The 23,104-nt window shown below is 36.0% G+C and carries 23 protein-coding genes, 1 tRNA gene and 1 pseudogene; 9 read left to right on the forward strand and 16 right to left on the reverse strand.

Annotated features, from left to right (window positions below; translation table 11 throughout):
• From AAGF08_RS19800 to AAGF08_RS19820, 5 genes and pseudogenes are all read right to left on the reverse strand, one after another.
• A pseudogene (locus AAGF08_RS19800) lies at positions 1–273 on the reverse strand (hypothetical protein); the annotation flags it as partial.
• Between the two features lie 373 nt (positions 274–646).
• On the reverse strand, positions 647–1,162 hold the full coding sequence (locus tag AAGF08_RS19805) for an acyl-CoA thioesterase (RefSeq protein ID WP_343513160.1): 516 nt from the start codon (positions 1,160–1,162) through the stop codon (positions 647–649).
• A 3-nt stretch (positions 1,163–1,165) separates the two neighbouring features.
• Positions 1,166–1,792: a bifunctional nicotinamidase/pyrazinamidase gene (gene pncA, locus AAGF08_RS19810; RefSeq protein ID WP_343513183.1), complete on the reverse strand. Its 627-nt coding sequence runs from the start codon at positions 1,790–1,792 to the stop codon at positions 1,166–1,168.
• Entirely contained in the window at positions 1,782–3,272 is a 1,491-nt protein-coding gene (locus AAGF08_RS19815) for a nicotinate phosphoribosyltransferase (protein ID WP_343513161.1), read from the reverse strand. Before AAGF08_RS19815 ends, pncA begins: the two co-directional genes overlap by 11 nt.
• A 55-nt stretch (positions 3,273–3,327) precedes the next feature.
• Positions 3,328–4,140, reverse strand: coding sequence for a DMT family transporter (locus tag AAGF08_RS19820; RefSeq protein WP_343513184.1), 813 nt, complete (start codon positions 4,138–4,140; stop codon positions 3,328–3,330).
• A 148-nt stretch (positions 4,141–4,288) separates the two neighbouring features.
• On the opposite strand from AAGF08_RS19820, the gene AAGF08_RS19825 reads away from it, so the two are divergent.
• The gene (locus tag AAGF08_RS19825) at positions 4,289–4,738 is read left to right on the forward strand and encodes a peroxiredoxin (protein ID WP_343513163.1); all 450 of its coding nucleotides are present in this window, start codon (positions 4,289–4,291) and stop codon (positions 4,736–4,738) included.
• Positions 4,739–4,740: 2 nt separating this feature from the next.
• Here AAGF08_RS19825 and AAGF08_RS19830 read toward each other — a convergent pair whose 3' ends face one another.
• Entirely contained in the window at positions 4,741–5,391 is a 651-nt protein-coding gene (locus AAGF08_RS19830) for an ABC transporter ATP-binding protein (protein ID WP_343513164.1), read from the reverse strand.
• Between the two features lie 151 nt (positions 5,392–5,542).
• On the opposite strand from AAGF08_RS19830, the gene sucC reads away from it, so the two are divergent.
• Together sucC and AAGF08_RS19840 are read left to right on the forward strand one after the other, a co-directional pair.
• Entirely contained in the window at positions 5,543–6,757 is a 1,215-nt protein-coding gene (gene sucC / locus AAGF08_RS19835) for an ADP-forming succinate--CoA ligase subunit beta (protein WP_343513165.1), read from the forward strand.
• A gap of 23 nt (positions 6,758–6,780) precedes the next feature.
• Positions 6,781–6,854: transfer RNA gene (locus tag AAGF08_RS19840), tRNA-Arg, on the forward strand.
• A gap of 327 nt (positions 6,855–7,181) precedes the next feature.
• On the opposite strand, the gene AAGF08_RS19845 is transcribed toward AAGF08_RS19840, so the two are convergent.
• On the reverse strand, positions 7,182–8,078 hold the full coding sequence (locus AAGF08_RS19845; RefSeq protein WP_343513166.1) for a DUF3078 domain-containing protein: 897 nt from the start codon (positions 8,076–8,078) through the stop codon (positions 7,182–7,184).
• Between the two features lie 48 nt (positions 8,079–8,126).
• Here AAGF08_RS19845 and AAGF08_RS19850 point away from each other — a divergent pair, with 48 nt between their 5' ends.
• From AAGF08_RS19850 to AAGF08_RS19860, 3 genes are all read left to right on the forward strand, one after another.
• Positions 8,127–8,402, forward strand: a complete 276-nt coding sequence (locus AAGF08_RS19850) for a DUF202 domain-containing protein (protein WP_343513167.1) — start codon at positions 8,127–8,129, stop codon at positions 8,400–8,402.
• A 140-nt stretch (positions 8,403–8,542) separates the two neighbouring features.
• Positions 8,543–8,752, forward strand: coding sequence for a hypothetical protein (locus AAGF08_RS19855; RefSeq protein WP_343513168.1), 210 nt, complete (start codon positions 8,543–8,545; stop codon positions 8,750–8,752).
• A gap of 16 nt (positions 8,753–8,768) precedes the next feature.
• Positions 8,769–9,653 carry a phosphatase gene (locus AAGF08_RS19860; protein ID WP_343513170.1) on the forward strand — a complete coding sequence of 295 codons (885 nt, stop codon included), beginning with the start codon at positions 8,769–8,771 and terminating at the stop codon, positions 9,651–9,653.
• A gap of 9 nt (positions 9,654–9,662) precedes the next feature.
• Here AAGF08_RS19860 and ppk1 read toward each other — a convergent pair whose 3' ends face one another.
• The 5 genes from ppk1 to AAGF08_RS19885 all read right to left on the reverse strand — a co-directional run bounded on the left by ppk1 (position 9,663) and on the right by AAGF08_RS19885 (position 16,467).
• Positions 9,663–11,789: a polyphosphate kinase 1 gene (ppk1, locus tag AAGF08_RS19865; protein ID WP_343513171.1), complete on the reverse strand. Its 2,127-nt coding sequence runs from the start codon at positions 11,787–11,789 to the stop codon at positions 9,663–9,665.
• A 115-nt stretch (positions 11,790–11,904) separates the two neighbouring features.
• Positions 11,905–13,863: a DNA topoisomerase (ATP-hydrolyzing) subunit B gene (gene gyrB / locus AAGF08_RS19870; protein WP_343513172.1), complete on the reverse strand. Its 1,959-nt coding sequence runs from the start codon at positions 13,861–13,863 to the stop codon at positions 11,905–11,907.
• A gap of 462 nt (positions 13,864–14,325) precedes the next feature.
• Positions 14,326–14,697: a CoA-binding protein gene (locus AAGF08_RS19875; protein WP_343513173.1), complete on the reverse strand. Its 372-nt coding sequence runs from the start codon at positions 14,695–14,697 to the stop codon at positions 14,326–14,328.
• Entirely contained in the window at positions 14,690–15,655 is a 966-nt protein-coding gene (locus AAGF08_RS19880) for a GNAT family N-acetyltransferase (protein WP_343513174.1), read from the reverse strand. The genes AAGF08_RS19875 and AAGF08_RS19880 overlap by 8 nt, the downstream gene beginning before the upstream one ends.
• A complete protein-coding gene (locus AAGF08_RS19885) occupies positions 15,652–16,467 on the reverse strand; it encodes a 1-acyl-sn-glycerol-3-phosphate acyltransferase (RefSeq protein WP_343513175.1) in 816 nt (271 codons plus the stop codon). The genes AAGF08_RS19880 and AAGF08_RS19885 overlap by 4 nt, the downstream gene beginning before the upstream one ends.
• Before the next feature lie 297 nt (positions 16,468–16,764).
• On the opposite strand from AAGF08_RS19885, the gene AAGF08_RS19890 reads away from it, so the two are divergent.
• The 3 genes from AAGF08_RS19890 to AAGF08_RS19900 are packed head-to-tail and all read left to right on the forward strand — an operon-like array spanning position 16,765 to position 19,598.
• Entirely contained in the window at positions 16,765–17,469 is a 705-nt protein-coding gene (locus AAGF08_RS19890) for an SDR family NAD(P)-dependent oxidoreductase (protein WP_343513186.1), read from the forward strand.
• A 36-nt stretch (positions 17,470–17,505) separates the two neighbouring features.
• A complete protein-coding gene (locus tag AAGF08_RS19895; RefSeq protein ID WP_343513176.1) occupies positions 17,506–18,402 on the forward strand; it encodes a class I SAM-dependent methyltransferase in 897 nt (298 codons plus the stop codon).
• 14 nt (positions 18,403–18,416) lie between these two features.
• Complete coding sequence (locus AAGF08_RS19900) at positions 18,417–19,598, forward strand: aspartate aminotransferase family protein (protein WP_343513177.1); 1,182 nt, start codon at positions 18,417–18,419, stop codon at positions 19,596–19,598.
• Positions 19,599–19,637: 39 nt separating this feature from the next.
• Here the strand turns inward: AAGF08_RS19900 and AAGF08_RS19905 are convergent, their stop codons facing one another.
• From AAGF08_RS19905 to AAGF08_RS19920, 4 genes are read right to left on the reverse strand one after another with little or no spacing between them, the layout of a single operon-like run.
• Complete coding sequence (locus AAGF08_RS19905) at positions 19,638–20,198, reverse strand: 1-acyl-sn-glycerol-3-phosphate acyltransferase (protein ID WP_343513179.1); 561 nt, start codon at positions 20,196–20,198, stop codon at positions 19,638–19,640.
• Positions 20,195–20,998 (reverse strand): patatin-like phospholipase family protein, encoded by an 804-nt coding sequence (locus AAGF08_RS19910; RefSeq protein ID WP_343513180.1) that lies wholly within the window; start codon positions 20,996–20,998, stop codon positions 20,195–20,197. Before AAGF08_RS19910 ends, AAGF08_RS19905 begins: the two co-directional genes overlap by 4 nt.
• Complete coding sequence (locus tag AAGF08_RS19915; protein ID WP_343513181.1) at positions 20,988–21,827, reverse strand: MBL fold metallo-hydrolase; 840 nt, start codon at positions 21,825–21,827, stop codon at positions 20,988–20,990. Before AAGF08_RS19915 ends, AAGF08_RS19910 begins: the two co-directional genes overlap by 11 nt.
• Positions 21,828–21,878: 51 nt before the next feature.
• Positions 21,879–22,826 (reverse strand): acetyl-CoA carboxylase carboxyltransferase subunit alpha, encoded by a 948-nt coding sequence (locus tag AAGF08_RS19920; protein WP_343513182.1) that lies wholly within the window; start codon positions 22,824–22,826, stop codon positions 21,879–21,881.
• Positions 22,827–23,104: the final 278 nt, after the last annotated feature.

Here is a 23,104-nt window from a genome sequence, read left to right on the forward strand (position 1 = left end):
GATTTTTACTTGATATTCTCCGCAAGGCATGTCTTCAAGATTATAAGGAATCATCAGATCATCTCCTTTAACATGCACTTTTCTTCGATGTAGTTGTTTGCCGTTCTCATTAAGTAAAACAATTTTGGCGTCTCCAACCCCTTCTTTTAGTAATACATTAATTTTTTTGAAATTTGAATTTACATCAGACAAAGCTTTTAAATCGTCGTCTGCGTTGGCCAATGCGCTAAAAGAAAGGGCGCTTGCCATAGCTAAAGTGAATAAAGTTTTCATAACAGTGTTGGTTTAGTGTTGTGCTATCTATTCAACCAAGCCCGTACCAAAACAACTTTAACCTGCCAGAACCTACATTTATAATACTATCTGAATATTAATTTATTTTAATTTTTACCAAATATTATTTTGTTGTATATACATTGAACCATTCGGATTCGAACAATATCAGAAAAAATCTTGTCCGACTGTCTTAGTAGCGTACAGAATTCTCTGGTTTATAAGAAATGGCTGGTTACAGTTTATTGTATTTTTTAGTAAAATTTAATTTTAAAAAAAATATAAGTTGTTGAATTCAAATGAGTTAAAAAATAAAAAACCTGTACGCTCCTGTACAGGTTTTGTTCGCTGAGATACAAAAATTTGATATATGTCAAATCTTTTTCAACTCTTTTGATAGTGATTTTACTCGATCTTTAATTTCAATGCCGTCAATTTCCAAGTTCATTGAAGTGGCCATGAGGAATTCATTTACTGCACCCATATGGTCGGTAGACTTGCCCTCTGCCAATGTGACATAGCGCATGGTAGTCCATAAAAGCGTTTTTAACTGTGTCTCACTATCATCAGTCATATAATATTCTAATATAACTGTGTTATGATTATTCCAAATTATTCGACTTTTAATACGTACCCATTCACCAACCATGGCTGGCTTTACGTATGAAATATTATGATTATAGATTACCCAAGCGGCTTTATATTTTTTTATGAAATCCATCATTTCTACCCCGTATAGCTTAGGAACTTGATCTTCCCTTGCATTAAAAAAATAATCGAAATACTTCGCATTATTTAGATGACGCAGTGGATCACAATCCTGAAATCTAATCAGAACTCTGCTTTCGGTCTCCTTTGGATAGTGTTTCTCAGAATTATATTCAAACATGATTTAAAGTATTTCTTGGCTATGAATAATATTAATTTTCAATTTAGCCATCTCCTCTATGGCAAAATTCCCGTCCATTGGGTCAATATTTACTGCACGGCAGGCATCAAAGATTAAATAAGTTTCAAAACCTAAACTATGGGCATCCAGAGCTGTAAACTTTACACAATAATCCAAAGCTAACCCCGTAATGTATACTTTCTTTATTCCCTCCTTTTTTAAATAATCAGCTAAGCCTGTTGACTCTTTCCTCGCATTATCAAAAAACCCTGAATAAGAGTCAACTTCTGGGTTTTTCCCTTTTTGAAATATCGCCTTCCAATTATGTCGATTTAGGTCTTTGTGAAACTCTGCACCAAATGTTCCCTGGACGCAATGCACAGGCCATAAAATTTGACTCAAACCTCCTAGAGTAACAAAATCACCGATTTTTTTTCCAGGATGGTTCGCTGCAAAACTCCCATGGTCTGCCGGATGGAAATCCTGAGTAGCGACGATAAATTGAAATTGCTCTTGTAATTTATTTATGATGGGTATTACTTCATCTCCATTCTGAACAGCTAATGATCCGCCAGGCAAAAAATCATTCTGAACGTCTACTATAATCAAGGCTGAATCTTTACTTTGCATCATTTGATTCTATTTGTTGAGCTTTTAAAACAAGTTCTGTTCTCAATTGGTGCAGACTTTCCTCTAAACCTACCGGATATAAGTGAGGGTTGACCATTCTCTTATGTGTCTTATCTAAAGACTCCAATTGATTTTTAGTCCGGTTTCTTATGCTTTCTAAACTTGGTGATTTGTAAATCGGTTTCCCTTTCTTAAAAATAGGTTTTAACAAAATTTCTTCTTGATAAAAATATGGCATAATTCGCTTTCTACGCGTGTTATCCATAGGATCAATAATTATTATTCCTTTTGGGTTAATTTCTTGTCCTTCCAGATAAATCATATCTGCTACCGCCTTCCCTTTGGAAAAATACCTTTTTACATTGTGTATACCAGGTATATTGATCTTTAAAGACTGTTGGGAGATTTTTAATTTTGGGACATAAGTACCGTCATCCGCGCGGATAGCAGATAATTTGTATACAGCTCCTAATGCAGGTTGGTCAAAAGCAGTCACCAATTTCGTACCTACTCCCCAAACATTGATTGAGGCTTCCTGACCTTTTAAAGAAGTAATGATATGTTCATCTAAATCATTGGATGCTACGATCACAGCATCTGGAAAACCTGCTTCATCTAGCATTTCTCTCGCTTTGTTGCTGAAATAGGCAAGATCTCCCGAATCTATCCGAATACCCAACATTTCCTTCCCTTGAGCTCTGAGAGCATTACCTACTTTGATAGCATTTTTCACTCCTTTCAGCGTGTCGTAGGTATCCACCAAAAAGACACATTGATCAGGGAAAGCATCCGCATAGGCCTCGAAAGCTTCCAGTTCGCTCTCAAAAGACATAATCCAACTATGAGCATGAGTCCCAGAGACTGGAATCCCAAATAATTTCCCAGCCATCACATTGCTTGTTGAGCTACATCCCCCTATGTAAGATGCTCTTGATGCTGCCAATGCACCGTCAATTCCCTGAGCTCTCCTTAAACCAAACTCCAGTACAGGTTCGCCTTTTGCTGCTAAATTTATTCTAGCGGCTTTGGTAGCAATCAAAGTCTGAAAATTAAAAATATTCAATAAAGGAGTTTCTAATAATTGGCATTGAATCAAAGGCCCTTTCACACGGATCATCGGTGAATTAGGAAATACCACTGTGCCTTCTTCTACAGCATCTATGTCACAACTGAACTTCATTCTTGCTAAGTAGTCCAAAAAGGCTGGATCAAACAAATGCTCTCCGTCTTTAGCCTTCATACTAGCCAGGTACTGAATATCAGCTTCCTCAAATTTGAAGTTTTTACAATAATCTATTGCATAATCAAGCCCAGCAGCAACCGTAAAGCCCCCTTGAAAAGGATGTTTTCTAAAAAATAAATTAAATACTGCTTCTTGTTCAGCTTTTCCTGATTTCCAATAAGCATAAGCCATTGTCAATTGGTAAAAATCTGTCAATAAGGCAAGTGAGCCTTGGTATAAATCTTTGGTAATTTTCATGTATGAGTTGCTATTGTATAAAGGTAAATATTGCCTTTACCTTAACAAACCTATTTTAGACAGGATTTTTAACTCTATAATTTAAAAACACCCCCAATAATAAAAGACCCATCCCAACATAAGCCATAAGCGTATATGCTTCACCAAAGAAGAAAAATCCGAAGATTAGTGCATAGAAGACTCCTAAATAACTAAGGCTGGAAATTTTGGAAACGTTAGCATTTTGATAAGCAACTGTCATAAAATACTGGGCAGTCTGAGTACAAACTCCTATCCATAACAAGAAAGCCCAATCCCATCCAACGGGCTGAACCCACGTAAAAAAACTGATTGTGACAGCTATTGGAATTGTTACCAAAGGAAAATAAAAAATAATCACCAAGGGGTGTTCCGTGTTTTTTAGTTTTCTAATGACATTATAAGCCAGCCCAGAAAATAATGCAGAAATAAATCCAATTCCAGCATAGAGTAAATTTACACGCGCATCAAAACCCTGAACTAATACAACTCCAAGAAAAGAAATTGCAAAAAACAAAAATTGAATAGGCTTTACTTTTTCTTTTACCAAGTAGATCCCCAATAAGGTTGTCAAAATTGGTGATAGATATTGTAAGGTTACAGCACTTGCTAAAGGGATTTTTTGTAGCGTATAAAAAAATGAAATCAATCCAACAGAACCTACGACACCTCTTAGTACAAGTAGTTTTTTATTATTTCCAAAGGCATTGACATTTTGCCTTCTTAGCATGGTATAACTAAAGATCAAACTAAATAAAGATCTGAAAAGAATTATTTCTATAGCAGGAATATGTGGAATGTATTTGACAGACACATTCATTAAAGCAAAAAAAACTCCAGCCAAAAGCATGGACTGGACACTGCTGATCTTCACTGGTAGGTTCATTTAAGTGATAATGCAAACTAAATGTAATAAACAGATAGATAGTTCAAGCATTCTGAAGAGTTTTATAAATAATATGAAACTATTGTTTTTCTAACTAGTTAGATGCTTAATTATGGCACTAAAAATAGGAACAAAAGCACCAGACTTTACACTTTCATCAACGGGGAGCAAGAAAATTTCTCTTTCTAAGGACTTTTCAGGCAAAGCTCTTATTATTTATTTCTATCCCAGAGATTTTACTCCTGGTTGCACTGCGGAGGCTTGTGAATTTCGGGATAAATTCGAAGATTTTAGAGATTTATCCATTCCTATTTTAGGAATTAGCAAAGATAATATTGAGTCTCATGAAAGGTTCAAAAAAACTTATAAACTTCCCTATGATTTACTTTCTGATACTTCCGGAAAAGTATGTCAGGCATATGATGCTTTGATCCCATTAATTAAAATACCAAAAAGAATCAGCTACTTGTTGAATGAAGATCATGAGATCGTTGCTGCATTTTCTGAGTTTTTTGAGGCAAAAAAGCATATCGAAAATATGCTGAAAAGCATAAAAAAATAGGTTTATAATATCAACCCATCTTTCATTGTCACTTGTCTATCGGCCATGCTAGCCAATTCTTCATTATGAGTAACAATGACAAATGCCTGCCCCAATTCTTTTCTTAAAGTAAAAAAAAGTGAATGTAAAGCCCGTGCATTTTCAGTATCTAAATTACCACTAGGTTCATCTGCAAAAATAACTTCAGGATCATTAATCAGGGCTCTTGCTACAGCTATTCTTTGTTGCTCTCCTCCCGAAAGGGTTGAAGGTTTATGATCAAGCCTATGGCTGATACTTAAAATTTCCGCCAATTCCCCAGCTCTTTTTAGCAATTTCCCAGACATTTCACCCTTAATCATTCCAGGAATCTGAATATTTTCTGAAGCTGTAAATTCTGGTAGAAGATTATGAAATTGAAAAATAAAACCAATTTTTTCGTTCCTGAATTTGGCTAAGCTTTCACCGGTAAGTTTCAATAAATCTTTACCATTCATGGTCAACAAACCTTCTTCGGGCTTGTCCAAAGTCCCCAAGATATGTAGGAGTGTACTTTTTCCTGCTCCTGAGGAACCTACAATAGAAACTATTTCAGAGGATGAAATTTCGAGATCCACTCCTTTTAAAACATGAAGGTTTCCATAGTGCTTATGGATTCCACTGGCTTTCAGCATAGTAAGAATTTTTACGGTTTTAAAATTAGAATAAATCTTTTCCAGATACTCAATAAATTGATAATAAACCTCATTTTTTAAAAAGAAAGGCTAATTCTAGGTTTGATTTATCGGCTCATAGGACTTAACTTCGGGCAAAAATTTTCATAGGATGAATATTCACGAATATCAGGCTAAAGAAGTATTAAAAGGTTATGGAGTTCGCATTCAGGAAGGTATTGTAGCCGACAGTCCAGAAGCAGCTCATGAAGCAGCCGTTAAGTTGAACGAGCAAACCGGTACTAGCTGGTATGTGATCAAAGCTCAGATTCACGCTGGCGGTCGTGGAAAAGGAAAAGTCAATGAAACTGGCTCAAACGGAGTAGTACTTGCCAAAAAATTAGAAGAAGTTTCTGAAAAGGCTAAAAAAATCCTTGGCGGAACGTTGGTTACACACCAGACTGGTCCAGAAGGAAAGGTAGTAAATAAGGTTTTGATTGCTGAGGATGTATATTATCCTGGGGCTTCTGAACCAAAAGAATATTATCTATCCATATTATTGGATAGAGCTACAGGCAGCAATGTCATTATGGCTTCAACAGAAGGTGGAATGGACATTGAGGAGGTTGCTGAAAAGACTCCTGAAAAAATCATGAAAGAATGGATCGACCCAAAGGTTGGTCTTCAGCCTTTCCAGGCAAGAAAAGTTGCCTTTGGACTTGGCCTTTCAGGCACAGCGTTCAAAGAGATGGTTAAATTTATTACCGCTCTTTATAAAGCTTATGAAGGCACTGATTCATCACAGTTTGAAATCAATCCGGTTTTAAAAACATCTGACGATAAGATCCTTGCTGTAGATGCCAAAGTGAATTTGGATGACAACGCACTTTACAGACACAAGGACCTTGCAGATCTTAGAGATTTAGCAGAGGAAGATCCATTGGAAGTTGAAGCTGGAAAATCTGGACTTAATTACGTTAAACTTGACGGAAATGTAGGTTGTATGGTAAATGGTGCTGGTCTAGCTATGGCAACAATGGATATGATTAAGCTTTCTGGTGGTGAGCCAGCTAATTTCCTTGATGTAGGTGGCGGAGCAAATGCTACTACTGTTGAGGCTGGTTTTAGAATCATTCTTCAGGACCCCAATGTAAAAGCAATTCTTATCAACGTATTCGGAGGTATTGTAAGATGTGATAGAATTGCAAATGGTGTCGTTGAGGCTTATAAATCAATTGGAGATATCAAAGTTCCTATCATTGTCAGACTACAAGGAACCAATGCAGTAGAAGGTGCCAAAATCATTGATGAATCAGGATTAAAAGTAGCATCTGCCATTACCTTAAAAGAAGCTGCTGATAGAGTTCAAGCAGTTTTGGCAGAATAAAAAAATCTGAAAAAAAAATTCAGGCACGCGTAGTTCAACTGGATAGAATATCGGATTTCGGCTCCGAGGGTTGAGGGTTCGAATCCTTCCGCGTGCACAAGGGCTCAGACGAAAGTCTGGGCTTTTTGTTTTCGTAGCCCACATCATTTGACATAAGAATCAGAAAGTTGTACTAAACCATATACTTCTCACTTTAATAACTAGTGATACTTTAGGAAAGAATTGGAAAAATTGTATTATTCAAAGAAGATAATGGAGCAAGCCAAAAAAATGAAAAAACAGTCTTTAGAGCAATAAAAAAGCAGGAGAAGATCTCCTGCCCTTTATTTGAAAACTAAACCAACTATTATTTAACTACCACAATGAATTCAAAAATAATACAATTATGATTAAATCAAAACACCAAATAAAAATTTGCGGCCAATTATTCCTTCTCCGGGAAATTTCCTGCTTTAAATGCAATACCTAAAGCTAAGCCTTGGCTAAATTGGATTTTATCGTCCTGGTCGAAATCGTAGATGCTCAAACTAGTCAAACTGACATTTATTAGGTTGGAGACTTTTGCAGTAAGACCAAAATCAAGACGATGGTCGATTGTTTTAAATGCAAGGGTTTCATAGTTAGCATACATCTGGTATCTCATCTTGAGCTCAAGATTTTCAGAGAGCTTTTTGTTCCAATCTGCCAATAAACTAAACGCAAACCACTCAGTTCTTACTGTTTCCCCAATATCAACCCCATAATTATCTGGTACATTCAAATAAAGCTCTGTATCTGTCACAAATGTCCATCTGGGAGATAACGGAGATATCCTTAAACTAAACTCATCATTAGGCTTATATTCCACACCAAGGGAAGTTGTCAAATAAGCGGGATTTAAGAATTTGGAGATAAGAGTTTTGTCAGTTTCAGAAAATTCATAGCCCGGAGCAAATTGTGAAAGGAAGTTTAATGCAAAAAAGTAATTCCACTTATCATTTATTTTGTAACCAACTTTCGAATCCATGTAAATTCTATCATTTGATTTCCTTCCATCCTCATCCTTATTTTTTACGATACCATAGCCAAAATCCAATGTATTGTCCCAGGTCCATTTTTCTTTAGCATAATTTGCTCTTGCAAAAAGATAAGTACCAATAGCAATGGAATTTACTCCCCCTCCTTGCCAATTACCACTAAAGGAGGCTTGATTCAAATTCAATCCACCGCTAATTTCTTTTAGCCAATAGCTTGTGTCTGCTGGAGTTATTGCCGTATCGCCCTGGGCGAATATTTTGCCGCTTAGAAGAAGAAAAAGGAAAAGTGTAGAGATTCTTTTCATAACTTAAATCATTAGAAATAAATTTATTTTATTTAATACTTTACAAATATGAAGAATGACATTGAAAATGAACTTATTATTCGAGATTATTTAGCCCGTCAACGCACTACTTTAGCAAATGAACGCACTTTACTTTCTTTTATAAGGACTTCGTTATATTTTCTTGTCAGCGGCATTGCCTTATTTGAAGTAGAAAAATTGAACCATATAAGACAGCTAGGCTACCTAGCAATGGTTCTAAGTTTGGTCTTTTTAGTGGTTGGTATTATCAGTTACTTCAAGATAAAAAAGCGATTAAAAAAAGGAAACTATTCTAGGATGTAACCAACTCTTATTAATACTTAATTTTGTTCCGAATGATAATCTGTAACATTCGTTTAAGCAATTTCAGTTTCCATTTTTAGAAAAGAAGGCTTTCCGTTTTATTGGCAAAGTAGTTGTACCAATTTTTAAAAAGTCTGAAAATGAAAATCTTTGGTTTTGTTCTAATTATTGGTGGCATCTTAATGCTATTCACAAACAACTTTAGCTTTACAACAAAAGAAAATGTGATTGATGCAGGTCCGATTCAAATTAGTGCTGATAAGAAAAAAGAAATTACTTGGCCTTCTTATACTGGTGGAATAGTAATAATATCGGGTGTGGTTTTGGTAGCACTTTCTAAGAAAAAATAAATCTTGTTTTGAAACTTTGAAATTAGCCGCCGTAGATATTGGATCAAATGCCATTCGTTTGCAAATCACCAACGTAACTTACTACGAAGGCATTTATAATTTCAAAAAAATAGAATATTTAAGATTTCCATTAAGATTAGGTTTGGATGTCTTTCATTCTCAAAAAATCAGTGAGATAAATAGGCATAAGTTTCTTAAACTGATGAAAGCATTTAAAATCCTTATTGATCTTTATGAAGTAGAAGATTGTATGGCTTGCGCGACTTCAGCAATGAGAGAAAGTGTCAATGGAGAAGATATAATTAAAGAAGTAAATGACGAGATCGGTTTAAAAATCAGCATTATCGATGGAAATAAAGAAGCTGAGTTGATAAACAAATCTCTTGATGGTTATATAGACGATAAAACCTATTTACATATTGATGTTGGGGGCGGAAGCACTGAGCTAAATATTTATAACAAAAAAATAAAGATCGCCTCACAATCATTCCAAATAGGTTCTTTAAGGGCATTGGAAGATAAGGTCTTAGAACCAGTATGGGAATCTATGGAGGAGTTCATCAATGAATCCATTGATACAAAGTCTGGGATAATTTCTATTGGCACTGGTGGGAATATTACGAAGATATTTGAGCTGACAAATCCCAGGAAAAACAAAAAGTTTCTGGAATTATCGACAATTTCTGAAACGATCCAATTTATAGAAACCTATACTTTTGAAGAACGGATAAATAAACTAAACCTAAATGAGGATCGAGCAGATGTAATTATTCCGGCTGGAAAAATTTATGAAAGAATAATGAATGCTGCTAATTCAAAGAAAATCCTAGTTCCGGATTTAGGTCTTAAAGATGAAATTATTCAGCTTCTATTTAATAACAACAAAAAGCCTCAATTATGAGGCTTTTTGTTAAGGTTTTACAAGTTGAACTTGGCTAACTTTTTCAGGGTCTAGTCTAAAAAACTCCTTATGAACATTAAATTCTTCCTCATCGCCTTCTGGCATTTTAGCAATATAAGTCCCATCTTCTTGCATCACATAAGCGTTTACATTATCCCGAAGATTATAGGCTAAAATATTCATTAATTGTTTTTCCAACAACGGTGATTCTACTTTAAACAAAGACTCTAACCTTTTGTCAAAACTTCTAACCATCATATCAGCACTACCAGCGTAAGTTCTGGTATTTCCATTGTTATGGAAATGATATATTCTAGAATGTTCAAGAAAATCCCCAACTAAGGATAAAACCTCGATTTTATCACTTAAGCCATCACGCTGTGGACGCAGACAACAAATCCCTCGAACGATCAATTTTACTGTTACTCCTGATTGGGAAGCTCTATAAAGTGCATAAATTATTTCTGAATCTTCAAGTGAATTTACTTTTATAAATATCCCACTTGGTAAGCCATTTCTAGCATTTTCGGCTTCTTGTTCGATAAACTCAATTAACTGGTTCCTCATGTCTCTGGGTGCAGTAATTAAGTTTGTGTATTGATTTGGCATCGAATGTCCAGTAATAACATTGAAAAATTCAGAAACATCATTAGCCAACGTCTCATTTGTGGTCAGTAATCCAATATCTGTATAAAGCCTTGCTGTATCTTCATTGTAATTTCCAGATCCTAAATGAACAAATCGAGTAATCTCACTGGCATCTTTTTTTACGATCAAAAGAAGCTTGGTATGAGTTTTTAAGTGGGTTATTCCATATATGACAAAACAACCTGCCTTTTGAAGTCTTTTCGCTTCTCTTATATTATTTTCCTCATCAAATCTAGCTTTTACCTCAAAAAGAACCGAGACGTGTTTTCCGTTCTCTGCAGCTTTGAGAAGAGCCTTTGTGATTTGACTATCTTTTGCCAACCTGTAGATAGTCATTTTAATGGCCATCACATCTGGATCTTCAGCAGCTTTATTAATCAAATCTAAGATCGAATCAATATTATTATAAGGGTGATGAAGTAAAATATCCTTCTCCTTGAGAGTTTCAAAAATATCTGCTCTCCCCTCCTCCGGGTATGAAAGTGGATTAACTGGAGGATGTACTTGAGGAAGTTTTTCTTTAAACCTCTTATTACCAACTATTTGCCACATTCCAGTAAAATCAATCATACTGGCTCTTTTTATTAAAAAAACAGAGTCCATTTTTAAATTCCACCTTTCCAAAAGGGAATTGAGCATCCATTTACTGTAGCCTTCTTCTATCTCAATTCTAACAACCCTCCCAGTTTTACGCTCCATCAATTTCCGCTTCACTTCTTCAAGGAAATTAGCATCCATATCTTCGGATTCTTCCAAAGTGAAATCACCATTCCTTGTAATTCTAAATAAGCTAATCCCTTCGATTTCTACATTTCTAAATAATGAAACGATATGCTCTCGAATAACTTCCTCAATAGGAATTAACAAAAGTGAATTATCTCTTTCAATTTCAAAAAACCGAGGAATATTTGAAGGGATCTGAACAAAGCTTAACTTTTTCATATCCTTTCTTTCACCGGGACTAGTGGTTACTACCCCAAAAACCAACAGCCTATTCATTAGAATAGGAAAAGTCCTATACCCATCATAAACCATCGGAGTTAGCATGGGGTAAATTGCCTTCTTAAAATAGTCTTTAACGGTTTGTTTTTCTGCGTCTGTTAACTTCGAAATATTAAAAAGTGAAACGCCTTCCTTATCTAAACCTGGAAGAATTACATTGGTAAAATGATCGTGTTGGTCTTTGTGAAAAGTTTGACAATCACTCATCAGCTTATTCTTAAAGGGCTCTTCTCGTAGACCAGAGTAATCCACTCTTTCTTTATCATAATCCAGATAGTTATAAAGTGAACCTACACGGATCATAAAGAACTCATCTAGATTTGAGGCAGTGATTGCCAAAAATTTCAATTTTTCGAAAATAGTCCTATGCTCTTTTTTGGACTGATCCAACACCCGATCATTAAACTTAAGCCAGCTTAAATCCCGACTTACCAGATCACTTTTTTGGATAATAGAATCGTATTTATCTTTCAATGCCAGTTTCATAAAAGCTCAAAATTTGGAGTGGCAATTAATAATTCCTTCGTCAATCCCAACTTTATCAATTTGTTAAAGAATGAAAAAGGGGCACAAAGGCCCCTTCCAAAATCAATTTACAACCTTAAGTATCAATTTTCGCGTATTTCGCATTTTTCTCAATAAACTCTCTTCGTGGAGCGACCTCGTCTCCCATAAGCATGCTAAACAAATGGTCAGCTTCTGCCGCAGAGTCTATAGTAACTTGCTTGATCGTTCTAACAGAAGGATCCATGGTAGTGGTCCAAAGCTGTTCAGGGTTCATTTCTCCTAAACCTTTATATCTCTGGATTCCCACACTATCTTCTTTTCCATCCTTCGCCATTTCCTTGGTCAAAACTTTGCGCTCTTCTTCTGTCCAGCAATACCGCTCATCTTTTCCCCTCTTCAACAAATAAAGCGGAGGTAAAGCAATATAGACGTATCCCTTTTCAATGAGAGTTCTCATATACCTGAAAAATAAAGTCAATATCAACGTTCGAATATGAGACCCATCAATATCGGCATCGGTCATGATAATGATTTTGTGATATCTCAAATGAGAAAGATCAAGTTCCTTATCATCATTTACTGTCCCAAATTTAACTCCAAGCGCAGTTAAAATATTTTTGATTTCGTCATTGTCGTAAATTTTATGTTCATGCGCTTTTTCAACATTCAATATTTTACCCTTCAAAGGTAAAATTGCCTGAAAATCACGATCTCGCCCTTGTTTGGCTGACCCGCCCGCAGAGTCACCTTCGACAAGATACAACTCACATACAGTAGGATCCGAATTAGCACAATCCGCCAACTTTCCAGGAAGACCTCCCCCGCCCAACACATTTTTTCGCTGCACCATCTCTCTGGCTTTTTTTGCAGCATGTCTTGCCTGAGCAGCAAGTATAACTTTCCCAACAATGATTTTTGCTTCTTTTGGATGTTCTTCCAACCAAGACTGAAGTGTTTCAGAAACAGTTGAATCCACTGCTCCAACTACGTCGGAGTTGCCTAATTTAGTTTTGGTCTGACCCTCAAATTGAGGTTCTGCTACTTTTACCGAGATCACGGCAGTAAGACCTTCACGGAAATCATCTCCAGAAACTTCTATTTTCAATTTGTCCAGCATCCCGGATTTGTCAGCATAGGATTTTAATGTCCTTGTCAATGCTCTTCTAAATCCGGTGACATGCGTCCCGCCTTCATAAGTGTTAATGGTATTTACATAGGAGACCACATTTTCAGTATATGAAGTATTGTAATTCATCGCGACTTGTACAGGCACAGAATTTAATTCTCCTTCTATATAAATCGGCTCCTCAATAATTTTTTCTCTTGTGTTATCTAGATACTGAACGAATTCAACCAAACCACCTTCAGAGAAAAATTCATCTGATCTAGGATTTCCATCATCTTCAATTTCCCTTAAATCTTTTAAGAAAATTCTAATCCCTGCATTCAGGAAAGACATTTCTCTTAAACGATTGGCAATGGTTTCGTACTTAAATTCTGTATGTGTAAAAATTGAAGCATCCGGCTTAAAATGAATTTTTGTACCTCTCTTATCTGTCTTTCCAACTTCCTTCGCAGGATATTGAGGCACACCAATTTTGAATTCCTGCTCAGTTATCACACCATCTCTAAAAACTGTAGCTTTCAAATCTTCTGAAAGTGCATTGACGCAAGAAACTCCGACACCATGGAGTCCCCCAGAAACTTTGTAGGTATCCTTATCAAACTTTCCACCAGCATGTAAAACTGTCAAAACTACTTCTAAAGCGGATTTTTGCTCCTTTTCATGCCAATCAGTAGGAATACCACGTCCATTATCTTCAACTGTGATTGAATTGTCTTCATTAACCACTACATGAATTATGTCGCAGTGCCCTGCTAAAGCTTCATCTATAGAGTTATCGACTACTTCCCAAATCAAGTGATGGAGGCCTTTTACTCCAATATCACCAATGTACATGGCAGGCCTTTTACGGACTGCTTCCAAACCTTCTAATACTTGGATATTCCCGGCACCGTAATTTGCGGGTTTTTTAGCTTTGTCTTCACTCATATTTTCTGGAGAAAACCCTCAAAAAGGGCTATAGAAAGGTGATTTTGTGTTCATTTTAACAAGTCGCAAGATAGTCAAAAAAAGTCATTGAAACGACATAAATGCAAGGCTTTTGCAAGGAATCTTTCCTGTAAAAACTAAAAAATGGGCTTAGAATAAAATTTGCTTTTTTCATGCCCTTACTTTCTCCAAAAAATTACCACCTATCCATCATTAGGCTTTAAAAATCAAAGATAAAATACTAAATATCAGTTTTTGTTTAATCTTTTTTAAAAATTTTTAAACAAAAATGAAATAAATGACTTAGCCAATTCGCATTACTAAATAAATTGGTCCCCTAAAAAAATTCATCCCATACTTTAAACGAGGGTCAAAAGGATAGTGTATTAAGTTTTATTATTATGATTTCTTTGATTTCATTTCCTCATTTCCAATACATGAATAATTTTTGGAATAAAGAATCTAATACTGACCAGTATTAATCATCACGAGAGTACAGGCATTAAGCACTTCAATCCCCTGCTGATAAGCTTTCTCTGCAAAAGATCTGTTCTCAGCACCAGGATTGAAAATGATTCTTTTAGGTTTAAGAGAAAGCAGATACTCCTCCCATTCCTTTTGATGATATTTATTTAAATAAACCGTTATGGTGTGGATACCTTCCAAAAAAGGTTTTTCATTCAAATCAAGAATCTTTTGACCTAACAATTCTCCTTCATGTATAGCTATAGGTATAAAAGGAATTTGGGCTTTAGATAAAAAATCGGCTGCAATAAAGGCGTACTTTGATCTATTGGGTGTCGCTCCTAGAATTAAAGTAAGTTTCTCAGACATCTCGACTTCCAAATATTCTATCTCGCTCAAAAGTATCCATATGACGATGCTTTTTGGTTTCGTAAATATCGGCAAGAGTTATTAAAATACCAGTCTCCTCAACTTCTCCAAACTCATCATTTAGTGCAGTTCCAAAAGTCATCATAGTTGGAGAAAGGTTCATATATGTATTGATTAACGGAGGAATATTTTCTCCATAAGACCTAATTCTTGAATTTAAAACCTTATACCCTTCTTTAAAAACTAAACCTTCAAAAGGATTTCCTCTTGATGGCAAATCTGATTCATAATCCAATCTAATCTCAGGTTTTGGCTTAACCAACCCTTCCTTATCAGGGAAATAATGATTCATAAAAAGCAAAAGTAAATCCCTGGCCTCTCGATTGTAATGTGGATACATGGTAACCTTCCCAAATAGAAACTTAACCTCTGGATTTAAAAGGACCACAGCCCCCAATCCATCCCATAAATTATCAAGACTAAAAATCCCTTTTCTGTTATCTATACTTGGTTGATATTTTGGCTGAACAAATGATCTTCCTAGTTCAATCGTGAATGGAATGAACTCTTTGATAAACTTTTCGGAAAAATCGAATAAGTGAGTCGTAGAGAGATTTATTGAACCGTCTTTTCTTATAGCATTTTTACAATTGATCAAACGGTAACCAGCTACAATTTCTTCATCTTCGGGACTCCAAGTTATTAATTGCTCATAGCAATTTTCACAGGTGTCATTCTCATCTAAATCCAAAGGAAGGCCTGTCCCACCTCCAGCAACTCTAAAAGTCAATTCCCGAAGTCTACCTATTTCTTTCACGACATTTGGAGCATTATGATAATTCACCAAAAAAACCAAATTATCCCCATTGTTTGCATATCGAAGAAATCGATCTACAGTGAGCTCTGCTTTTAATAAAGCGGTATCAACCGGAGGAATAATTTCTGCTTCTTCACTCATTTTTGTCCTAATTTGTAAACCAATTCTTTCATGTAATTAGACCATTGCGCATCAGTCTTACTCGAATCTAATTCATTGTAGCTGAATACTTTGCCAAGATGTATCCTAACTTTTTTACCTTGTTGTTGATACATTTCATCGGCAAGATAAAACATTTCTATATTGGCTTGAATTCCAACTTTTTTTCTCCAATTAGCCAAATTGTAAAAAAACTTTGAATTCTTCCCTTCAATGAAACAAGGAATAATATCTTTTTTATATTTTTTCGCCTTAGTAATAAAGCTTTTTTTCCATAATAAATCTCTAACCCCATCAGGAAACTTTCTAGAGACTAAACCTGCAGGAAAAACCATCACTGCATATTCCCCTGCATATACTTTGTCAATATTATCAAGAGCCTTCTGTGAATTCTTCCCTAACTTATTGACAGGAACGAACATGGGTTGGAAGTTTTCGAACGACATTAATAAATCATTCACCAAAAACCTTATATCCTTTCGGATTTTCCCCACAGCATACATTAAAGCAATTCCATCCATTCCACCTAACGGATGATTTGCGGCAATAATCACTCCACCTGATTTAGGAATATTTTCTCCACCTATTAATTCTACTTCAATATTAAACTCTTTAATGACGGCATCGACAAAATCCAAACCCTTCAGGTGGTGTATCCTACCCATGATGTCATTAAGCCAGTCTTCATGTATTACATTCCTGATGTACGACAAAACAAAACCTGGCATCCATTTAAGAAGCCTAGGGTTTTTGTCTTGAATCACCTTTCTGACATCAATAAACTTTTCGGGCATAAAGTGAAATTCTTCTTAGTAAAAGGTGTGAATCACAGAAACTAGAAACTATTTCCATGAAAAATAAATTTAAAAATAAGAAAAAACAGGGTTTTTAAATGGTTAGATTCAAACTTTACCTTTACCACTCTGAAAACCAATCCACTTAATTTTTTGTATTAATCAAAAGCTCTCACTCATGAATTTAGTCATAACAGGAAGTACCTCTGGAATAGGTTTAGAAACAGTTCGCTCATTATATCCAGTTTCCGATAAAATAATTATACCGGTCAGAAATTTAGAAAAAGCAAAAAAGTAATCTCCAGGTATCCTGACCCATCTAAATTCGACTGCATTGAAATGGATCTTAGCTCGATGAGAAGTGTTGATAAAGCGGGAAAACTCATTGCAGAGAAATACCTAAAAATCGATTTACTGATTAATAATGCCGGCGGAATTTTTCCGGGTGGTCAAAAAACTAAGGAAGGATTGGATTGGACATTTGCTGTAAATCACTTGGGGCATTTTCATTTGACCAACCTTTTGATTCCGAATCTTCTTCATCTGGACGGGAAAATCATTTTTGTAAGTTCAGAGGCTCATCGAATAGGAAAAATTAACGAAAAGAATTGGGAGTTGCGAGACAGTACCAATAGTTGGATAAAGTATGGAAGCGTGAAACTTTACAACATACTTACCAGTAAATATTTTAATAGTCTGTACGAAAACGAAGGTCTAACTTCCTATTCTCTTCATCCTGGAGCAGTGAATACTTCCTTTGGATCGGACTCGGATTCAATTTCCAAACTTATTATTACCCTCAGCAAGTTATTCTTTTTAAGCCCTAAAAAAGGAGCAGAAACAAGTGTTTTTCTTTCAAAAACATCAAAAGATTCACTTAAACCTGGTGGATATTATGAAAAGAAGAAATTAAAATCACCGATTGCCACATCGGAAAACTTGAATCTCCAAAAGAAACTCTATGAATCCAGCGTCAGCAAACTTCACGAAATCCTTTCCTGATTATTTCCCTATTTTTGCAATCTGAAAGATTAAAGCATGCAGGAAACCATTCTATCTCTTTGCCCTGGGGATTGGGCAGATTATGAACTTATTGATACTGGAGGATTTGAAAAACTGGAACGATTCGGTCAGTTTATATTGAGTAGGCCAGAACCACAAGCGATCTGGGACAAATCACTACCAGAAAGTGAATGGAAAAATCAGGCTCATGCGCACTTTGCCAAAGAGAAAAACAACCCTGAAAAAGGCCAATGGGAACAGCTAAAACGTATGCCTCATAATTGGAGCATAGGGTATTCCAATAAAGCTGGTCTAAATATTAAATTGAATCTTGCTCAGACTTCTTTCAAACATATTGGTCTATTTCCTGAACAGGCTGTAAACTGGGATTACCTATATACAAAAATCAAAACAAGCCCCGTTTCAAAACCAAAAGTATTAAACCTTTTTGCCTATACCGGAGCTGCCTCCGTTGCAGCAAGAGCTGCGGGAGCGGAAGTAACCCATCTCGACTCAGTAAAACAGGTAGTCACTTGGTCTAGGCATAATATGGAATCTTCGGGCTTGGAAGGTATTCGTTGGATCATTGATGATGCTATGAAATTTATCAAACGTGAAGCCAGAAGAGGAAATAGATACCAAGGAATAATTCTGGATCCACCTGCCTATGGAAGAGGGCCAGATGGAGAAAAATGGATACTAGAAGAACAGATCAATGAAATGCTTAAAGTTTGTGCTGAAATTTTAGACAAGGAAAATCACTTCCTTTTGCTCAACATGTACTCTCTAAGTTTTTCTTCTTTAATCGCAGCTAACTTGATTAAAACCACCTTTCCGAATATTGAAAATGCGGAACATGGAGAGCTTTACTTAAAAGATCAATTTGACAAAAAACTTCCACTTGGCATTTTCTTTAGATTTTCGAGTTATTGAATCAACAATTCCTAATGAATAATCGACAACTATTCCTTCAACATTTAGCTCAAACCACTGATTTTCCTCTGATGATTGAGGTTGAAAAAGCTGAGGGTGTTTATCTATACGGACCAAATGGTGAGAAATACTTGGACCTTATTTCTGGGATTGGGGTAAGTAATGTAGGACATAGACATCCAAAAGTTCTGGAAGCTATCCAAGCCCAGCTGGACAAATATCTTCATCTGATGGTTTATGGGGAGTATATTCAGAGTCCTCAATCCAAACTCGCAAAAGCTCTTTGTGATACGCTACCAAGTCATTTAGACAATGTATACCTTGTAAATAGTGGTTCAGAAGCAATAGAAGGTGCTTTAAAACTAGCAAAACGCTATACTGGAAAAAGAAATATTATCTCCTGTGTCAATGCTTATCATGGGAGTTCTCATGGCGCATTGAGCATAGGTGGAAATGAAATTTTTAAAAGAGCCTACAGACCATTATTGCCAGGGATTTCTAATATTCAATATGGGTATTTAGCAGATTTAGAAAAAATCAATTCAGAAACTGCTGCTGTAGTAATGGAAACTATTCAGGGTGAAGCAGGAATCCGTGTTGCTACGAAAGAATATTTCATTGCATTACGAAGGAAATGTTCAGAGACTGGAACACTATTGATCTTGGATGAGATTCAAAGCGGATTTGGTAGAACAGGGAAATTCTGGGCATTTGAGCATTTCGAAATTGTTCCCGACATCATTGTAACTGCTAAAGGAATGGGGGGAGGCATGCCTATTGGTGCCTTTATAGCAAATAAAGAAGTGATGGGGGTTTTCAAAAACAATCCATTATTGGGACATATTACAACTTTTGGAGGGCATCCGGTTTCATCTGCTGCAAGTATTGCTACAATTGAGATATTAAAAAATGAATCCTTGATTGATCAGGTTGAGAAAAAGGCTAAGCTTTTCAAATCACTTCTTGTCCATCCTAAAATAAAAGGAATCCGAAATAAGGGATTAATGATGGCTGTTGAATTTGAATCATTTGAAGTTTTGAAATCAATTATTGATCGGGCAATTGAATTGGGAGTGATCACGGATTGGTTTTTGTTTTGTGACGACTCCATGCGAATCGCCCCTCCCCTTACCATTACTGAGGATGAAATAAGAAAAGCCTGCCATATTATTTTAAAAGCAATAGAGGAAAATTAATAATAAAAGAGGCCTGAATTTATTATTCAGGCCTCTTTTTTATAAAATCCCTTTTTCTGGATGTTTACCTGTAACCGTCCTGCCAAAAGCCTTCATTTCTTCGATCTGCTCATCCATGTTTCCATTTGGGTAAATACATGGACCAATACCCGCTTCCTTCTTTTTGTAATCAAGGTAACCTACTACCACCGGCACCTTTGCTCCTAAAGCAATATGATAAAATCCGGACTTCCATCTTTTCACTTGTGATCTTGTACCTTCAGGAGTTACCATGATCACCAACTCGTCACGCTCATTGAGCATAGAAATCATCGCCTCGGTATAGGTTTGCTTTCTACCACTGGGAATCCGTTTTCTATCAATTGCAATTGCACCCAATACAGAAAGTAACCATCCCAAAGGCCCCACCATCACCTCTTTTTTAATGGTGAATCTTACTGGGATATCCATCAGGAAAAATGCAGCTCTGGCATACAATATATCCCAGTTGGAAGTATGCGGAATAGCAATTAATACCGCCTTCTTTAATCCATCTGGCCAATTTGCATTTAATGACCAGCCTGACACCCAAAAAACAAAACGGGACAACAATTTCATCATACGCTTACCTTTTTCTTTTCACTATTTGCTAGCTCCAAAATTGACGGATTTTCATCAATAAATTGTGATATACGATCATATCCAGCTCGGAATAATTCAGGCGCTTTCTTTATATCAAAAACACCGTATTTACCTAAGCCTGGAGCTTCTATAAAAAAGTCACATTTAGATTTACGACTATATACATTGTAATTCATAGCCATGATAACAGAACGTTCAATCAGGCTTTTCATATTCTTGATATTTGCTTCCTCAGGCAAGTGATTACAATTTATCCCAATCACATAATCACAAATCCCATCCAGTGGCTCTACGGGAAGATTATTTAATACCCCTCCATCAATAAGGTGTTTATTACCAATCACGATAGGATCAAACATTCCGGGAATACATGAGGAAGCCAAGACGGGATTAATTAACTCTCCCTCTGAAAAATAAATTACTTTCCCTTTTTTAACATCCGTTGCTGCAACAGTAAGTGGAGTTTTTAATTCACTAAAACTATTATGCTTTAAGTATAATTTAAACAAATCTCCAACAGAGTTCATTTTTAAGATTCCTGTCAAAGAAATAGCCGGACGCATAAATTTAAAATAATTAGTCTCGACAATTATCTTTAGAACTTCTTCCGGTTGATAACCATCACAATACATCGCGCCGACAATGGCTCCGGCAGATGTACCACTAACCTTAGTTGGAAATATTCCAGCCTCATTTAGCCCCTTTAATACTCCTAAATGAGAAATCCCTCTAACTCCTCCTCCGGATAATGCGATTCCAATATTTAATTTAGATTTCATCTAGTCTGAATGTTTTGTCAAGCCCTACTCCTTTTTCTGTGAATTTAACTGTACAGCATTCATGATTTGGATCATGCTCCAAATATAGAATATATCCTTCTCTCGCAGCTTCATCCAAAAATTTTGACTTCTCATCCATAGTCAGTAATGGTCGCGTATCATAACTCATTACATAAGGTAGTGGGATATGCGCAATTGAAGGCAATAAATCAGCTACAAAAACAATCGTTTTACCTTTGTATTGAATTTTAGGTAGCATTTGTTTATCCGTGTGTCCATCTACTGTAATAAAATCAAACCCATCAAAAAGAGTTGGTTTCTCTAAATCAAGAAAACCCAATTGTCCCATTTCCTGCATAGGAAGGATGTTTTCTTTTAAAAAAGAAGCTTTTTCTCTTGGATTCGGAACGGTAGCCCAGTGCCAATGATCTTTATTTGACCAGTAAGTAGCACGAGGAAAGGTCATCTCATATTGCCCATGAGAACCATAACCTACACCTCCTCCACAATGATCAAAATGAAGATGAGTCAAAAAATTATCTGTAATATCCGTAGGGTGTACACCGAGTTTTTGCAAGTTTCCTTTTAAAGAATCATCTCCATGTAAATAGTAATGCTTGAAAAACCTGGCATCTTGTTTATCTCCGATTCCATTATCTATCAAAACAACCCTATCTCCATCCACCGCTAACAAACAGCGCATGGCCCAGGTACAAAGGTTATTTTCATCTGAATAATTTAATCTTGACCAAATAACTTTTGGAACCACACCAAACATTGCTCCACCATCTAGTTTAAAAAAACCAGTATTTACAGTGTATAAATCCATATCGTTTAGAAAGAAAAACCCGGACCTTGGAAGAAGTCCGGGAATATTAAATTACTCTACCACAACGCCCATCGAGCAAAATTTGTCGATGCGCTGTTCAATTCTTTTTTCAGGCTTTATTTTATCAAGTTCTTTTAAAGCTTTTAAAATAGTCTCTTTTAAAGTAAGTGACATATGCTTCATATCCCTATGAGCACCTCCAAGGGGTTCCGGGATTATATCGTCAATTAGACCATTTCCCTTCATATCTTTTGCCGTCAACTTTAAAGACTCCGCCGCTTGTTCTTTATAATCCCAACTTCTCCAAAGTATGGTTGAACAGTTTTCTGGAGAAATAACTGAGTACCATGAATTTTCAAGCATCATCACTCGATCTCCAATTGCAATACCCAAGGCTCCTCCTGAAGCACCTTCACCTATTATTATACAAATCACAGGGACTTTAAGCATAAACATCTCTCTCAAATTCCTAGCGATTGCTTCACCTTGTCCTCTCTCTTCGGCCTCTAAACCTGGAAATGCTCCTGGTGTATCGATTAGTGTGACAATAGGCTTTCCAAACTTTTCAGCCATCTTCATTAACCTTAAAGCCTTTCTATAGCCTTCCGGATTAGCCATACCAAAATTCCTTAATTGGCGCTGCTTGGTATTTCTACCTTTTTGTTGTCCAATGAACATAACAGATCTATCATCGATATCTCCTAATCCACCTACCATTGCTTTATCATCAGCCACGGTCCTGTCACCGTGTAGCTCGATGAAATCACTGGTGATTTCATAGATATAGTCTAAGGCATACGGCCTATCTGCATGTCTTGAAAGCTGAACTCGTTGCCAGCGGGTCAAATTTTGAAACGTTTCTTTTTTCAAATCCAGGATTTTTTCTTCTAATGATTTAATATCTGAAGTTAAATCTATGTTTCTGCCCTGCGCTAACTCCTTCATTTCCTGAAGTTTTTGCTCTAAATCAGCTATTGGTTTCTCGAATTCTAATACCATTATTGTGATTTTTGGAAGGTTAAAGATAAGCAATATACCCTCGAGAAATAAAACTTTTTATATAATCACTTTAAAAGCACCTGATTTTCAAGCACTATCATATTTCAATCAATTTACCGAAATTCGAGCCTGCAAAAAACGAAATGTTTGAATTCTTCATAAAAGGCCAGGATTATAATTAAGAATGAAGAAAGAGATTAGACTTTCCTTAAGAATGGTTTTGAAGTTCTTTTCAATGTAGGAAAGCAATAGAAATCTAAAAATTATCTAAACAAAAA

Origin of the sequence: Algoriphagus sp. SE2 (genome assembly GCF_039563885.1) — a bacterium.
Lineage (GTDB): Bacteria > Bacteroidota > Bacteroidia > Cytophagales > Cyclobacteriaceae > Algoriphagus.